The sequence below is a fragment of the Saccharothrix variisporea genome (assembly GCF_003634995.1).
GTDB classification, from domain to species: Bacteria; Actinomycetota; Actinomycetes; order Mycobacteriales; family Pseudonocardiaceae; genus Actinosynnema; species Actinosynnema variisporeum.
The window spans coordinates 8211200-8225748 of record NZ_RBXR01000001.1 but is presented as its reverse complement, the minus strand read 5'-3'; the positions used below and the strand labels follow the sequence as shown (position 1 = coordinate 8225748).

The 14549-nt window shown below is 72.1% G+C and carries 14 protein-coding genes; 12 read left to right on the top strand and 2 right to left on the bottom strand.

The window, feature by feature from the left end; genetic code table 11:
* Positions 1-12: 12 nt before the first annotated feature.
* From DFJ66_RS37610 to DFJ66_RS37585, 6 genes are all read left to right on the top strand, one after another.
* Complete coding sequence (locus tag DFJ66_RS37610; RefSeq protein WP_121228658.1) at positions 13-1230, top strand: ABC transporter substrate-binding protein; 1218 nt, start codon at positions 13-15, stop codon at positions 1228-1230.
* Entirely contained in the window at positions 1230-2783 is a 1554-nt protein-coding gene (locus DFJ66_RS37605; protein WP_121228655.1) for a thiamine pyrophosphate-dependent enzyme, read from the top strand. The genes DFJ66_RS37610 and DFJ66_RS37605 overlap by 1 nt, the downstream gene beginning before the upstream one ends.
* Before the next feature lie 3 nt (positions 2784-2786).
* Complete coding sequence (locus DFJ66_RS37600; protein WP_121228653.1) at positions 2787-4220, top strand: FAD-binding oxidoreductase; 1434 nt, start codon at positions 2787-2789, stop codon at positions 4218-4220.
* The gene (locus DFJ66_RS37595; RefSeq protein WP_121228651.1) at positions 4184-5467 is read left to right on the top strand and encodes an APC family permease; all 1284 of its coding nucleotides are present in this window, start codon (positions 4184-4186) and stop codon (positions 5465-5467) included. The genes DFJ66_RS37600 and DFJ66_RS37595 overlap by 37 nt, the downstream gene beginning before the upstream one ends.
* A gap of 19 nt (positions 5468-5486) precedes the next feature.
* A complete protein-coding gene (locus DFJ66_RS37590) occupies positions 5487-6566 on the top strand; it encodes a pyridoxal phosphate-dependent aminotransferase (protein WP_246030291.1) in 1080 nt (359 codons plus the stop codon).
* A 145-nt stretch (positions 6567-6711) separates the two neighbouring features.
* Entirely contained in the window at positions 6712-7284 is a 573-nt protein-coding gene (locus tag DFJ66_RS37585; RefSeq protein ID WP_121228647.1) for a YbhB/YbcL family Raf kinase inhibitor-like protein, read from the top strand.
* Positions 7285-7372: 88 nt separating this feature from the next.
* On the opposite strand, the gene DFJ66_RS37580 is transcribed toward DFJ66_RS37585, so the two are convergent.
* Positions 7373-7771 (bottom strand): VOC family protein, encoded by a 399-nt coding sequence (locus tag DFJ66_RS37580; RefSeq protein ID WP_121228645.1) that lies wholly within the window; start codon positions 7769-7771, stop codon positions 7373-7375.
* A gap of 133 nt (positions 7772-7904) precedes the next feature.
* Between DFJ66_RS37580 and DFJ66_RS37575 the strand changes: the two genes are divergently transcribed.
* The 6 genes from DFJ66_RS37575 to DFJ66_RS37550 all read left to right on the top strand — a co-directional run bounded on the left by DFJ66_RS37575 (position 7905) and on the right by DFJ66_RS37550 (position 13877).
* Positions 7905-8615, top strand: coding sequence for a TetR/AcrR family transcriptional regulator (locus DFJ66_RS37575; protein WP_246030074.1), 711 nt, complete (start codon positions 7905-7907; stop codon positions 8613-8615).
* 61 nt (positions 8616-8676) lie between these two features.
* Positions 8677-9246, top strand: coding sequence for a PadR family transcriptional regulator (locus DFJ66_RS37570; RefSeq protein WP_121228642.1), 570 nt, complete (start codon positions 8677-8679; stop codon positions 9244-9246).
* A complete protein-coding gene (locus DFJ66_RS37565) occupies positions 9243-11258 on the top strand; it encodes an NADPH-dependent 2,4-dienoyl-CoA reductase (RefSeq protein WP_121228640.1) in 2016 nt (671 codons plus the stop codon). The genes DFJ66_RS37570 and DFJ66_RS37565 overlap by 4 nt, the downstream gene beginning before the upstream one ends.
* 10 nt (positions 11259-11268) lie before the next feature.
* Positions 11269-11658 carry a nuclear transport factor 2 family protein gene (locus tag DFJ66_RS37560; protein ID WP_121228637.1) on the top strand — a complete coding sequence of 130 codons (390 nt, stop codon included), beginning with the start codon at positions 11269-11271 and terminating at the stop codon, positions 11656-11658.
* A 15-nt stretch (positions 11659-11673) separates the two neighbouring features.
* Positions 11674-13239, top strand: coding sequence for a hypothetical protein (locus DFJ66_RS37555; RefSeq protein WP_121228635.1), 1566 nt, complete (start codon positions 11674-11676; stop codon positions 13237-13239).
* 47 nt (positions 13240-13286) lie between these two features.
* Positions 13287-13877 (top strand): HD domain-containing protein, encoded by a 591-nt coding sequence (locus DFJ66_RS37550; RefSeq protein ID WP_170199907.1) that lies wholly within the window; start codon positions 13287-13289, stop codon positions 13875-13877.
* Between the two features lie 131 nt (positions 13878-14008).
* Here DFJ66_RS37550 and DFJ66_RS37545 read toward each other — a convergent pair whose 3' ends face one another.
* Positions 14009-14203 (bottom strand): hypothetical protein, encoded by a 195-nt coding sequence (locus tag DFJ66_RS37545; RefSeq protein WP_121228633.1) that lies wholly within the window; start codon positions 14201-14203, stop codon positions 14009-14011.
* Positions 14204-14549: the final 346 nt, after the last annotated feature.

The window sequence follows — 14549 nt, the reverse complement described above, 5'->3', positions numbered from 1 at the left end:
GGGAGTTGCGAGATGTCGAGTGAGAGCGAGAACGAGACCCGGGCACGCGCCCTGGTCGACGCGCACAACCAGACGGTGACCGGCGCGGCGGTGCCCGTCGGCATCCTGACCCCGTTGAGCCTGCCCGGTGACCCGACCGCCGGTGAGCTGGTGGTGCGGGGCGCGGTGTTGGGTGCGCGGTTCGTGGCCGAGCACCCCGGGGACTTCTCCATGCGCCAGATCCGGTTGTTCCTGGAGAACGACCAGATCACCGCCGACCGCGAGCACATGTCCCGGTCGGCGGCGGGCGGGCTGGCCAAGCTGGTGATGCTGGACCAGGTCAGCGCCGTGGTGGGCCAGTGGCACCTGCGGACCAGTCCGGTGGTGGCGGACCTGGCCGAGAAGTGGGGTGTGCCGACGTTCATCGAGAACGGCCACAACACCATCACCGAGGGCCGCAAGAACCTGTTCCGCACCTACTTCTCCATCGCCGACCGCGCCCCGCTGATGGCGAGCTTCGCGGCCGAGCAGGGGTTCAAGCGGGTCGCGGTGGTGGCGGCGGACACCGTGTTCGGGCAGATGCTGGCGGACACGATCTGCGAGGCGCTGGCCGAGGCGATCCCGGACCTGGAACTGTTCCGCGAGGACTTCGCCCAGGACGGCGTGCAGGACCTGAAACAAGAACTCCAGCGGGCCACCGACTTCGGGCCGGACCTGCTGGTCAACGCGGGCGTGGTGCGCACCAACTACATGATCATCGAGGCGGGCGCGGAGACCGGGCTGCTGCCGAAGGTGCCGATGATGGTGTGCTTCCCGTTCCCCATGCGCTCGGCGGACTACTGGGGCTTCGCCGGGCAGGCGGGCACGGGCGTGGTGTGGCCGGCGACCCGGTTCAGCCCGGAGTGGCCCGGTCTGACGTGGACCGGCCGCTGGTTCGTGGACACCTACTACAACGAGTTCGGCAGCTACCCGCCGGACAACGCGCTCAACGCCTTCACCGACGTGGTGATCGTCGGCCAGGCGGCGGCGCTGGCGGGCGCGCACGACCGGGACGCGTTGCGGCTGGCGCTGGAGACCGGCAGCTTCCGCACCTGGCGCGGCCCGGTCCGGTTCACCCACGACCACCACCAGCCGCCGGAGATCGTGCTCATGCACTACCAGGAGGTCGGCGACGCGGCGGACAAGGCGGTCGTGGTGTGGCCGAAGGACCAGGCGACCGGCGACTTCCAGCACCCCTCGGTGAAGCGCTGATGGTCGTGGACGTGGTGTGCCGGTGGCTCGCGGGCCTCGGCGCGGACGAGGTGTGCACCGTGCCCGGCGAGGCGTTCCTGCCGTTGCTGGCCCGCGCCCGCGCGCACGGCCTGCACACGGTGACCACGCGGCACGAGGGCGGGGCCGGGTTCATGGCGGTCGCGTCGGCGCGGCTGACCGGCAAGCCCGGCGTCGTCGCGGTGAACCGGTCCCCCGGGTCGACCAACGTGTCCATCGCGGTGGACGCGGCGGCGGCCGACCCGACGCCGCTGGTGGTGCTGGTGGGCGACATCCCCACCGGCGCGGACCGGCGCACGGCGTTCCAGGGCGCGGACCTGGCGGGCATGTTCGGCGCGCTGGCCACGACGTTCACGCTGTCCGTGGACGGGTTGGCCGAGCAGTTGGCCAAGGCGTCGGAGGTGCTGGCGGGTCCGGTGCCGCAGCCGGTGGTGCTGCTGGTGCCCGAGGACCTGTGGACCGCCGAGGCGCGGGTCGAGGTGCCGCCGCCCGCGCCCGCGCTGGCCGAGCCGGACCTGGGCGAGCTGCTGCCGGTGCTGACCGACGCGCGGCGCCCGGTGCTGCTGGCCGGGCGGCTGCTCCGATCGAAGCACACCGACCCGACCGCGAACGACCTGCTGTCGGTGCTGGCGCAGAAGGCCGGGCTGCCGGTGCTGGTGGGCAACAAGCAGCAGGACCTGCTGGACAACCTGCACCCCCACTACGCGGGCCACCTGCACCTGGGCACCCCGCGCCAGGTGCGCGAGCGCTTGGCGCAGGCCGACGTCGTGGTGCTGCTGGGCGAGTTCGCCGACGAGGTGCACACCTCCGGCTGGTCCGGCCCGCGCGTGCACGTGGTGGACCGGCAGGCCCCCAGGGACGTCCTGGAGGCCCTGGCCGCCGCCGACTGGCCCGCCCCGGCGCCGGAGCGCTCGGCGTGGGTGCGCGGCTGGCACGAGCTGGCCGAGGACCTGGCCGCGCCGCACCCGAAGCCGTTCGAGGACGGCATCGACTTCACCCACGTGGCCGCCGCGCTGGACGCGGACCTCCCGGACGACGCGGTGATCACGTTCGACGCGGGCAACTTCTCCAGCTGGATCCACCGCTACGTCCACGCCGGCCCGCGCCGGCTGATGCTGGCGCTGGGCAACGGGGCGATGGGGTTCGGCGTGCCGGCGGCGGTCGCGGCGGCGCACCGGTTCCCGCAGCGGACCGTGGTGGCGGTGGTCGGCGACGGCGGCCTGCTGATGACCGGTGACGAGCTGGCCACCGGGCGGGCGCGGGGCCGGTGCCCGGTCGTCGTGGTCGCCGACAACGGCGGCTACGGCACCATCGACCAGCACGCCCGCCGCCAGTTCCCCGGCACGTACTGCGGCACCAGCCTGCACACCCCCAACCTCGTCACGTGGGCGGAGGCGTTCGGGATGCCCGGCGAGACCGTGCGCAGCCCGCGCGAGGTGCCCGGCGCGGTGCGGCGGGCGCTGGCGGCCGGACCCGGTGGCTACCTGCTGCACGTGCGCACCAGCCTGCGCGCGGGCCACGCGAACAAGGAGTAGAACGTGGTGGAACTACGGGTTCGGGTCGAGGACCTGGTGGCCCTGGTCGGCGCGGAACACGTGCTCACCGAGGACGTACCCGCCCGCTACACGCAGGACCTGTGGGGCAGCGACCGCGTCGGGCACGCGTCCGTGGTCGTGAAACCGGCTTCCGCGCGGGAAGTGGCCGCGGTCTTGAAGCTGTGCAACGACCACGACCAGCCGGTGGTGGTCCAGGGCGGCATGACCGGGCTGGTCAGCGGCGCGGTGCCGGGACCGGAGGAGGTCGTGCTGTCCACCGAACGGCTGACCACCGTGTCCCCGGTCGACCTGGCCGGGCGGACGGTCACCGCGGGCGCGGGCGCGACCCTGGCGGACGTGCAGGACCTGGTGGCACAGCACGGGTTGCTGCTGCCGATCGACCTGGCGTCCAAGGGCAGCGCCACCATCGGCGGGTGCGTGGCGACCAACGCGGGCGGCGTGAACGTGGTCGGTTTCGGCATGACCCGCCAGCACGTGCGGTCGCTGGAGGTCGCGCTGGTCGACGGCACGGTGCTGACCCTGTCCACGCCGCTGGTCAAGGACAACGCGGGCATGGACCTCAAGCAGCTGTTCATCGGCAGCGAGGGCCTGCTGGGCGTGGTCACCTCGGCGACGCTGGGCCTCAAGCCCGGCTCGCTGACCCGCACCGGCGCGTTCTGCGCGGTCGCCGACGTCGACGCGGCCCTGACCCTGCTGAACACGTTGCAGCGCAAGCTGCCCGGCGCGGTCACCGCGTTCGAGGTGATGTGGGAGGACGCCTACCGCACCGTCGAACCGAGCGGCATCCGGCTGCCGCTGCCGTTCGGGCACCCGCTGTACGTGCTGGTGGAGTGCCGGGGCGCGGACCCGGACGGCGACGCCGAGCGCCTGGCGGCGGCCGTGGAGGGCTGCGCGGACGTGCTGCTGGACGCGGCCGTGGCGACCAACGCCCAGGAGCTGGCGGCGTTCTGGGCCGCGCGCGAGCGCATCCCGGCGGAGATCCTGCGCATGCAACCGCTGTTCGGGTTCGACGTCAGCGTGCCCGCCGGGTCGTTGGAGAAGTGCCTGGACGACATGCGGGCCGAGCTGCGCCTGTCCTGGCCCGCCGTGAAGCTGCTGGTGTTCGGCCACCTCGGTGACGACAACGTGCACATCGCGGTCATCACCGGCGAGACCACCCGGGAGCGGAAACCCGAAGTCGAACACATTGTGTATCGTCTCGTCACCGAAAGTGGTGGCTCGATCTCGGCTGAGCACGGTGTGGGGTTCGAGAAGCGCTCGTACCTGGGGTACACGAGGTCCGCGGAGGAGATCGCCCTCATGGGGCGGCTCAAACAGCTCTTCGACCCCCGCGGGGTGCTCAACCGAGATCGCATGATCCCGTGGGGTGAACGAGGTACATGGCAGAGCGAGGCGTCAGCCAGTCCGCAGGGTTAACCAGGCGGCAGGCGATCCCGTTGGCGATCGGGTCGGTGGCGGGGTCGGGGATCCTGTTCCTGCCCTCCGCGGTCTACGCCGAGGCGGGCGGGAACAGCCTGCTGGTGTGGCTGCTGTCCACGGTGGTGTGCCTGCCCATGCTGTTGATGTTCGAGGACATGGTCCGCGCCAACCCCGATGGCGACGGCATCGAGGCGTTCATCCGGGACGGCCTGGGCGCGGTGTTCGGGCGGTGCGTGCCGCTGATGTTCCTGGCGCTGGTCGTGGTCGGCCTGCCGTCCGGGGCGATGGTGGCCGGGCGGTACGTGGCGCAGGCGCTGGGCGCCGGGTCGCTGGTGGCGGTGGTCGCGGCGGCGGCGGTGCTGGTGGCGGCGGTGGCGTCCAACCTGGCCGGGGTGAAGACGTCGGCGCGGGTGCAGAACGCGGGCACGTGGGCGCTGGTGGCGATGGCGGCGGTGCTGATCGTGGCCGCCATCCCGGACGTGTCCTCGGGGCTGCCTGCCGTGACGCCGGACGTGTCGTCGCTGGGGGTGCTGCTGCCGGGGGTGGTGCTGGCGTTCTGGGCGTTCGCGGGGTTCGAGAACCTGACGTTCCTGTCCCGCGAGTTCCGGGACCCGCGGCGCGACTTCCTTCCGGTGTCGGCGACGGCGCTGGGCGTGTACGGGCTGTTCACCATCCTGTTGACGGTAGCCATCGCGGTGCGCATCCCGCGCGGCGAGGTGGACGAGGTGACCGGGCTGCTGCAGCTGGCCCGGACCATCGAGCCCCGGCAACTGGTGGTGCTGGCGGTGACGGTGATCGCGTTCGGCGCGATGGTGCTCAACGCGGTGGCGTGGGTGTGGGGGGTGTCGCGGCTGGTGCAGGGCGCCGGCGCGTCCGGCATCCTGCCGCGCTCGCTGGCGGTGACGTCCGGCTCGGGGGTGCCGCGCCGGGCGGTGTTCCTGTTGTCCGGGCTGTTCCTGGTGGTGGGGACGGTGCTGGTGGTGTGGCCGGGCGTCGTGGTGGACGCGGTGGCGACGGCGTCGGCGATCTTCATCGTGCTGTACCTGCTGTCGATCGTGTCCTACGCGCGGGTGCGCGGGTTCACCGTGCGCTCGGTGCTGAACCTGGTGCTGCTGCTGGTGCTGGCGGCGAGCCTGGTGCAGTCCGGGTGGCGGTCGCTGTACGCGGTGGTGGTGCTGGCGGTCGCGCTGACCGTGCAGGTGGTGCGGAGCCGGAGGGGTTCCGGTCCCGCGACGGAGAGGTAGGTGTACGGCCGTGGAGTCGATGTTCGTGCGCATCCCGGCGCTGGCCGCCCGGCACGGCGCGATCAACCTGGCGCAGGGCGTCTTCGACCACGGCCCCCCGGCCGAGCTGTTGGCGGCGTTGGCCGCCGTCTCGGCGGACCCCGGCGTGCACCAGTACATGCCGAGCGCGGGTGTCCTCGCTTTGCGCGAGGCGGTGGCGTCGGGGTACTCGGCGGAGACCGAGGTGACCGTCACGGCCGGGGCGACGGAGGCGTTGCACTGCACCATGGCTGCTCTCTTGTCGCCCGGTGACGAGGCTTTGGTGGTGGAGCCCGCTTACGAGCAGTACGCGCCGGCTGTGGTGGCGGCTGGTGGTGTGCCGGTGCCCGTGCGGCTGACGTCGTTGGACGGGTCTTTCGCTTCGTTGTTGGCGGGGGCGGTTACTCCGCGGACCCGGGTTGTCGTGGTGAACAGCCCGTGGAACCCGTTGGGGCGAGTGCTGACCGACGACGAGTGGGACGCGTTGGCCGAGTTGGCTTCCTCGCGCGGCATCGTGGTCGTGTCGGACGAGACGTACGAGCAGTTGCTGACCTCACGGCCGCGCGGTGTGCTGGACGTGGTCGCCGATCCCGAGTTGCGGGTGAAGATCTCGTCGGTGTCGAAGTCGTTGGCGGCCACCGGGTGGCGCGTCGGGTGGGCCATCGCCGGACCCGGGTTGACGCGGCGGATCCGGGCGGTGCACCAGTACGTCACGTTCTGCCCGGCCGTGCCGTTGCAGGTGGCGGCGGCGTCCGTGCTGGGCGCGTCCACTGTGGACAGCGTGACCGGTGCGGTCGCGGCCGGTCTGCACGAGCGGGCCGGGTGGTTCGCGGACGCGCTGACCGGCATCGGGATCGCGACCAAGCCGGCGGCCTCGCCGTTCTACCTGCTGGCGGACGTGGGGGAACCGGCGTCGGAGTGGTGCGACCGGGTGGTCGTGGACGGCGGGGTGGCGGCGCTGCCGCTGTCGGTGTTCTACTCCGCGCCGGTGCCGGAGGTGGACCGGTGGGTGCGGTTCGCGGTGTGCAAGCGGCAGGAGACGCTGGAGGAAGCCGCCACCCGCCTGGCCACCCGCCACTGACCAGCACGCGTACCGTCACCCGATCGTGTGAACTTCGACGCCGTGCGCGTCGGGGCCGCCGGTCGCGGCCGTGAGCAGCGGGGGGTGTAGGGCCGGGCGCGATGGGTAGGCCTCGGGGGTGGACGAACGGGAGGAGTGACGACCCATGCCCAACCCCGACACCCACGACTACGAGGGGGCACTGGACGTCCGGCTCGCCTACCCGCCCAACGCGGCGGGCGAACGGGCGGCCGGACCGCGCGGCGGCGGTGGCGGCGAGGAGGACGACGGCGGTCTGCACGCCCGCAGCGCCGCGTTCAGCGGCCACACCCTGATCCCGGCCCGGTTCTCCTACGACGGCGGCAACACGTCCCCGCCGTTGCAGTGGGACGACGTGCCGCCGGGGACCCGGGAGGTGGTCGTGCTGTGCGAGGACCCGGACGCGCCCGGTGGCACGTTCACGCACTGGGTGGTCACCGGCGTCCCGCCCGAGGTGAACTCCTTCGCCGAGGGCTCCGTGCCGTCGGGCGCCAAGGCCGGGCGCAACGGCTTCGGCGAGCCCGGGTGGGGCGGTCCGCGTCCCCCGGTGGGCGACGAGCCGCACCGGTACTTCTTCCGCGTGTTCGCCGTGGACCGGCCGGTGGAGCTGCCCGAGGACGCGACCGCGGAGGACGTGCACGCGGCGGTGCGCGGTCACGTGCTGGCCAAGGGCACCCTCGTCGGCCTCTTCGGCCGCTAGCCCGTCTCCGACGTCCACCGCGCTTTCAACGGGACGGCGGGCGGTCCCGCCCCTCGGGAACCGCCCGCCGTCGTCGCACGCTCGCAGGTCATTCAGCGGCGGCGGGGTCCATCCAGAAGATCTCCCACTGGTGGCCGTCGAGGTCGGTGAAGCCGCGGCCGTACATGAAGCCGTGGTCCTGGGTGTCGCCGTCCCGGCCGCCCGCCGCGACCGCCTTGTCCACCAGGGCGTCCACCTCGTCCCGGCTGTCGACGCCCAGGGCGATGACGGCTTCGGCGACGGTGGCCGCGTCGGCGACCTCGCGCTTGCTGGTGGTCTTGAAGAACTCGTGGCTGACCAGCATCGCGTAGACGTCGTCGCCGAAGACGATGCAGGTGGAGTCCTCGCCGGTGAACTTCGGGTTGTGCCGGAAGCCGATGGCCTCGAAGAAGGCGATGGACTTGGCCTGGTCGGTGATCGGCAGGTTGACGAACATCTTGACGGACATGCGGTGCTACCCCCATCGGTACCACGGGACACTGGAGTGTCCTCTGGAAACTTGTGTGTCCGGCGGACACTGGGTGTACGGTAGACACAGATCGACAACGGGCGCAAGCCCCGAATTGGCGAAGGTGGCGCGCGTGGCGGAGAACGTGGACCTGCTGTGGGAGCCGCGCGACCGGGGCGGCCGGCCGCAACGCCTCGCACTCACGGTGGACCGCATCGCCGCCGCCGCCATCGAGGTCGCCGACAGCGAGGGCATGGCGGCCGTGTCGATGCAGAACGTGGCCGCACGCCTGGACGTCACGAAGATGGCGCTCTACCGGCACGTGGCCAGCAAGGCGGACCTGGTCGCCGTGATGATCGAGTCCGCGGTGGGCGACCCGCCGGACCTCTCCCCCATCCCCGGCTGGCGCGCCCGCCTGACCCGGTGGGCCGAACTGATGCGCGAAACCTGGCGCCGCCACCCGTGGCTACCCGCCGCGACGACCGGCGAACGCCCCACCGGCCCCCGCGAGGTCGGCTGGACGGAATCCGCGGTGGCGGCCCTGGCCGACACCGGCCTGACCGGCGCGGAACGCATGGACGCGGTGTTCCTGCTCAGCGGCCACATCCGCAACACCCAGTCCTCGGCAACGGCCGGCACCCAACCCTGGACCACGGACAAACACCTCCGCGAAGTCCTCCACCGCCACCGCGACCGCTTCCCGGCCCTGTTCGCGGCAGCCACGGAAGCCGCCACGACGACCGACAACACCCCCGACAACGGCTGGACCTTCGGCCTGACCCGCATCCTGGACGGCCTGTCCACCCTCATCGACACCCGCCGGCGGCCACCGACCCATCCCTGAACCGCAGTGCTCGTATGCAACTAGTTGCACAGCACGCCGTTGCACATTACCGTTCAGTAGCATGGCGTTGGAGCACGCGATCCTGGTCTCCCTGGACGAGCGACCCGGCACCGGCTACGAGCTGGCCCGCCGGTTCGACAAGTCCATCGGCTTCTTCTGGGCCGCCACCCACCAGCAGATCTACCGCACCCTCAAGCGCATGGACGAGCTGCACTGGGTGACCGCCGAAGAAATCACCCAGGACGGCCGCCCGGACAAGAAGGTCTACCGCGTCAGCGAGCCCGGACGGCAGGAGCTGCGCAGGTGGCTGGAGGAAGCGGGCGAACCGGCGACCATCCGGCACGACCTCTCGGTCAAGGTCCGCGGTGCCTCCCTGGGCGACCCGGACCAGGTCGCCGCCGAAGTCGCCCGGCACCGCGACCAGCACGCCGAACGGCTCGACGTGTTCCGCGCCATCGAGAAGAAGGACTTCCCCGACCCGTCCGCCCTGCACGGACGCCGGCTGCACCAGTACCTCGTCCTGCGCGGCGGCATCCGGGCCGAGCAAGCCCTCGTCGAGTGGTGTGACGAGGTGCTGGAGGCCATGCGGGGGGACGTGCGGCGCGAGTCGCGAGAGGACGGAGTGCGATGACCGACTACCCCACCCTGCTCAGCCCCCTGGACCTCGGGTTCACCACCCTGCCCAACCGGGTGCTGATGGGTTCCATGCACACCGGCATGGAGGACCGCGCCAAGGACTTCCCCGCCCTGGCCGAGTACTTCGCCGAACGCGCCCGCGGTGGCGTGGGCCTGATGGTCACCGGCGGGTTCTCGCCCAACCGCGCGGGCTGGTTCTACCCGTTCTCGTCCAAGCTCTCGACCACCGCGGAAGCGAGGAACCACCGGATCATCACGGACAAGGTCCACGACGCCGGCGGCAAGATCGCGCTCCAACTCCTGCACGCGGGCCGCTACTCCTACCACCCGCTGTCCGTCTCGGCTTCCGCGATCAAGGCCCCGATCTCGAAGTTCCGGCCCCGCGCGCTGTCCGAGCGCGGCATCCAGAGCCAGATCTCCGCCTTCGCCCGCAGCACCGCCCTGGCCCGCGAAGCCGGCTACGACGGCGTCGAGATCATGGGCTCGGAGGGCTACTTCATCAACCAGTTCCTCGCCCCGCGCACCAACAAGCGCACCGACCGCTGGGGCGGCACCCCGGAGAACCGCCGCCGCCTCGCCGTCGAGGTCGTCCGCCGCTGCCGCGAGGCGGTCGGAGACGACTTCATCATCATCTACCGGCTGTCCATGCTCGACCTGGTCGAGGACGGCCAGACCTGGGACGAAGTCGTCGCCCTCGGCCAGGAGGTCGAGAGGGCCGGCGCGACGATCATCAACACCGGCATCGGCTGGCACGAGGCCCGCGTGCCGACCATCGTCACGTCGGTGCCGCGCGCGGCGTTCGCCCACGTCACGGCCCGGCTCAAGCCGCACGTGACCATCCCGGTCGTCACCTCGAACCGGATCAACATGCCCCAGGTCGCCGAGGAGGTCCTGGCGCGCGGCGACGCGGACATGGTGTCCATGGCACGGCCGTTCCTGGCCGACCCGGAGTGGGTGCGCAAGGCCGAGTCGGGGCGCGTGGACGAGATCAACACGTGCATCGCGTGCAACCAGGCCTGCCTGGACCACACCTTCGCCCTGAAGAAGGCCTCCTGCATGGTCAACCCGCGCGCGGGCCGGGAGACCACGCTCACCCTGCTGCCCACGCGCCGCGCGAAGCGGGTCGCGGTGGTGGGTGCGGGGCCGGCGGGGCTGGCGACCTCGGTCGCGCTGGCCGAGCGCGGGCACGACGTGGAGTTGTTCGAGGCCGAGGACGACATCGGCGGTCAGTTCGCGATCGCCCGGCGCATCCCCGGCAAGGAGGAGTTCGCCGAGACGATCCGCTACTACCGCCGTCGCGTCGAGCTCACCGGCGTCAAGCTGCACCTGGGCAAGCGCGCCTCGGTCGACGACCTGACCGGGTTCGACGAGGTCGTGGTCGCGACCGGCGTCGCGCCGCGGGTGCCCGCGATCCCGGGCGTCGAGCACGCGTTGTCCTACGTCGACGTGGTGCGCAACGGCGCTCCCGTGGGCAAGCGGGTGGCCGTGATCGGCGCAGGCGGCATCGGGGTGGACGTCAGCGAATTCCTCACCCACGCCACCTCCCCCGCCCTCGACCTGGACGAATGGCGCGCGGAGTGGGGTGTCGGCGACCCGGCACACGCCCGGGGTGGCGTGACGACACCCAAGCCCGCCGAGCCGGCGCGGCAGGTGTTCCTGCTGCAGCGCAAGGAGTCCCGCATCGGCAAGGGGCTGGGCAAGACCACCGGCTGGGTGCACCGGGCCGCGTTGCAGGCCAAACGGGTCGAGCAGCTGACCGGCGTGAACTACGAGCGCATCGAGCCGGGCGCGCTGCACATCTCGTTCGGGCCGAAGCGGGAACGGCCGCGCGTGCTGGAGGTGGACGCGGTCGTGGTGTGCGCGGGGCAGGAGTCCGTGCGGGACCTGGTGGACGCCCTGGCCGAGCGCGGTGTGGTGACGCACGTGGTCGGGGGCGCGGACGTCGCCGCCGAGCTGGACGCCAAGAGGGCGATCGACCAGGGCACGCGCCTGGCCGCGACGATCTGAGGGAGTACGAGTGAACGCTGCAGAGCAGTTCAAGGCCGCGATCGAGGCCGGTGACTTCGCGGGCGCCACCGCGTTGTTCGCCGACGACATCACCTTCCACAGCCCGGTCAAGTTCAAGCCGTTCGAGGGCGTGGAGGTGGTGCGGGCGCTGTTCGGGGTCCTCCAGCGGACGTTCCAGGACTTCGAGTACGTCGGCCAGTACGACGGCGGGCCGGACGGGCACGTGCTGCGGTTCCGGACCGTCGTCAACGGCAAGCAGGTCGACGGCATCGACCTGATCCAGCTCGACGCCGACGGCCGGATCGGCACGTTCACCGTGATGATCAGGCCGTTGTCGGCGCTGACGACGGTCAGCGAGGCCATCTACGCGGGGCTGGTGGCGGACGGGGTCGTGTCGTAACGCAGGATTTGGGGCATGAGCCGACCCTTCACCGCGGAGCACCTGCGACGGTGGGAGGCGCCCGCCGTGCCGTTCTGGGTGTACCGGGGTGTGCTGGTCGTCGGGTGGTGCGTGGCGTTCGGGTACGCCGTGTCCATCCCCGTGACCTGCACCCCCGCCTCGCCGTGCCTGCCCGACGCGGGCTTCTCCGTGGCGGCGGCGCTGGTGCTGGCGACGCCGGTGCTGCTGTGGCGCGAACCCGTGCTCGGGTGCTGCGTCGGGGCGTTGTTCGGGCTGCTGGAGGTGGCGTTCGAGGAGCACGACGGCATCCGGCTCGCCTTCCTGCTGCACGGGCTGGCGTGCGCGGTGGTCGCGTTGTGGCTGGTCGAGGCGCGGCGGGCGCAGCACCGGGTGTTCGGCGAGGTCAGCACGGTGGTGACGGTGTCGCGACCGGTGCCGCCGCGGTTCACCGGGCGGTCGTTGGTGGCCGGGCTGATGCTCGTGGTCGGGGTGCTCGCGTTCGTGCGGTACGCCGTGGTGGCCTCGGCGCTGGCCGACCACGAGACGGCGGCGGTCGAGGTCAGCGCGCGGGTGGTGGCGGTCGAGCAGTACGCGGTGAAGGTGGCGCTGCCCTCCGGTGAGCGCAGCTTCCCGGTGCTCTCGCCCGAGTCGTACGGGGTGGGCCGGTCGGTGCCGGTGCGGACGGACGAGGACTGGGCGGAACTGGTGTCCGAGCCCGAGGACGTGACCTTCCCGCTCACCGTCATGGCCGTGGCGCTGGGGATGGCGGTGTTCCTGCGGCTGCGGGACGTCTCGGCGCGCCGGGCGGCGGAACGCGTGCTGCACGGGCCCGCGCCCGCCGTCGAGGTCCTGGTCCGGGCGGACCTGCGGGGCCGGGCCGTGCTGCACACCGTGGACGGCCGGCCGTTCGCGTCGATGCCGGTCTCGGGGCGGTTCGAGGACGAGCGGATGCTCGCGGTGGGCGACCTGAGCCACGGCGGCTGGGTGGTGCTGGTGACCCCGGACCAGGCCCTGCTGCCCACCCGTCCGCTGCGCCCGCACCACCGCGTGCTGCCCAACCCCGACGACCCGGGCGAGGAGCTGCTGGGCGTGGCCCTGGAGGTCCCGCCGCTGCCGATGCCGGTGCACCCGGCGGACCGGGACGTCCGCGCCGGGCGCTGGCTGTTCCTGGCGGCGGTCGTCTGCACCGCGGGCGCGGCGTTCCTGGACGGTCCGGCGGTGATCACCGTGCTGTGGACGGGCGGCACGTGCTTGGTGGCCGGGTGGCTGCGGGGGCGGCCGTCGGCGGTCTTCCACCAAGATCACGCGGCGATCCGGTCGTGGCTGCGGATCTACCGGGTGCCGTGGTCGGAGGTCACGTCCATCCGCCGGGTCGGCGATCGACTGGTCCTGGAGCTGGAGTCGGGCACGCGCTTCACGCTCGCCCCGAGCCGCCGGGACGTGGCCGAGCTGGGTGCCGTCGCCCGGCGGTTGCACGACCTGTCCCCGCACGGTGGCGAGGTCACTTCACGCCCGGGCGGCGCACTGCCGGTGGCGTTGTGGTTCCTGCTCGTGGCCGGCGCGATCTTGTGGTTCACGTGACGCCTTTTGCCTGGGGCGACAGGCTGTGGACACCTACGCTCTGCCGCGTGGACTTCTTCACTGGACCTGACACGAGAGCGGCGCAGGCGGCGTTCGAGGTGTGCACCGAGTTCGCCGAGCCCTGGTTGCGCAACCACTCGCTGCGCGCCTACTCGTGGGCCGTCGCGTACGGGGCTTCCGCCGGGATCACCGGCTACGACGACGAGTTGCTCTACGTCGCCGCGCTCATGCACGACCTCGCCCTGACGCCCTTCTTCGACAGCCACCGGATCGCGTTCGAGGAGGCCGGCGGGCAGCTGGCCAAGGTGCTCGCCGCCGGGGCCGGGTGGGACACCGCGCGGCGCGAGCGGTTGAACGAGGTCATCGTGCTGCACATGCGCGACGACGTGCCGCCCGAGCACGACGTCGAGGCCCACCTGTTGCAGATCGCGGTCAGCGCGGACGTGTCCGGGCGGCGGTTGGAGCTGTTCACGCCCGAGTTCACCGAAGAGGTGCTGGGGCGCTACCCGCGCCTGGGGTTCGCCGAGAAGTTCCTGGCACAGGCCCGCGACCAGGCCACCCGGAAGCCCGACTGCGCCGCGGCCGAGCTGATGCGTTCCGGGTGGCCCGATCGGGTCCTGACCAACAAGCTGGACTGACGCCGGTCAGTGCAGCCCGCAGGCGCGGACGATCGTCACCGCCGCCATCCACCGCTCACCGAGCGCCACCAACGGACACCGGCCGCCACGACCCGCCGTCGTCGCAGGACACCTGCACCGACGCCCACACGTCACCGGGCGTGGCGGCCCCCGTTGCGCTGCACGCACACCGGGAACGCGAACGTGCGGCCCGCCCGTGCCCGGTTCAGGTCGTCCAGCACCGGGGCGAACCGCACGGCCGGCAACGGCAACGCCACCGGGTCGCCGGCGACCGTGTCGGAGGTGAAGGTCCAGTCCGCCGTGACGCTGGTGGACAGGTCCGACACCCCGGACCGGTTCGCCTGCGCGTGGAGGACGTACTCGGCCTGGCCCGCCCACTCGTGGATCCGTCGGGTCGGCGGGAAAGCGGTCCGAACACGGCGGGAACGCGTCCGGTTCGGGCATCTGGGTGACGTCGTGGCTCTCGACTTCCTTGGTGACCGTGACGGGCGTCCGCAACGCGAACTCCCCTCCCGTGGCCCACGACCGCACCGCTGTAACGGCCGTCCGGGCTGTCCGACGACGTCGTGGCGACCACGGCGACCTCGGCCCGCGTTGCGCGCCTTCGCGGCCACGATCCCCACGCCGGCACGGTGATGTCGGGCTTGATCGCGCTCTTCCGGTGTGCCCGCT

Bases quoted from the DNA above. Each gene is read 5' to 3' on its own strand.
- DFJ66_RS37610 (WP_121228658.1), top strand. From the start codon at position 13: ATGTCGAGTGAGAGCGAGAACGAGACCCGGGCACGCGCCCTGGTCGAC.
- DFJ66_RS37605 (WP_121228655.1), top strand. From the start codon at position 1,230: ATGGTCGTGGACGTGGTGTGCCGGTGGCTCGCGGGCCTCGGCGCGGAC.
- DFJ66_RS37595 (WP_121228651.1), top strand. From the start codon at position 4,184: ATGGCAGAGCGAGGCGTCAGCCAGTCCGCAGGGTTAACCAGGCGGCAG.
- DFJ66_RS37590 (WP_246030291.1), top strand. From the start codon at position 5,487: ATGTTCGTGCGCATCCCGGCGCTGGCCGCCCGGCACGGCGCGATCAAC.
- DFJ66_RS37585 (WP_121228647.1), top strand. From the start codon at position 6,712: ATGCCCAACCCCGACACCCACGACTACGAGGGGGCACTGGACGTCCGG.
- DFJ66_RS37580 (WP_121228645.1), bottom strand. From the start codon at position 7,771: ATGTCCGTCAAGATGTTCGTCAACCTGCCGATCACCGACCAGGCCAAG.
- DFJ66_RS37570 (WP_121228642.1), top strand. From the start codon at position 8,677: ATGGCGTTGGAGCACGCGATCCTGGTCTCCCTGGACGAGCGACCCGGC.
- DFJ66_RS37565 (WP_121228640.1), top strand. From the start codon at position 9,243: ATGACCGACTACCCCACCCTGCTCAGCCCCCTGGACCTCGGGTTCACC.
- DFJ66_RS37555 (WP_121228635.1), top strand. From the start codon at position 11,674: ATGAGCCGACCCTTCACCGCGGAGCACCTGCGACGGTGGGAGGCGCCC.